General features: G+C 32.8%; 1 protein-coding gene. It reads right to left on the minus strand.

Translation table 11 applies throughout. The features are described from left to right. Positions 1-21 precede the first annotated feature (21 nt). Positions 22-235: hypothetical protein (locus H6A07_RS10075; RefSeq protein ID WP_204814773.1), on the minus strand; the 214-nt coding region annotated here is incomplete at its 5' end.

The raw sequence follows: 235 nt of genomic DNA on the forward strand, positions 1-235 counted from the left end.
CATATAAATTCACTCCTAAAATTAATCTTCCATTATCCAATACTTATAAGTAAAAGATAAATCAAAACTTTCCATATCGTCCACACTAGGTTGTCTCCACCATATCTGCTTATATGTCATTGAACCTAAATGTGCATTAAGATATTGTACCCAGCCTCTTGTTACTTTATCCGGTAATTCCACATAAAGCCATATATCGGAATTGCATCTAAACTCATTTCCTTCTACAAATGAC

The organism is Olsenella uli, assembly GCF_016899935.1.
Lineage (GTDB): Bacteria > Actinomycetota > Coriobacteriia > Coriobacteriales > Atopobiaceae > Thermophilibacter > Thermophilibacter uli_B.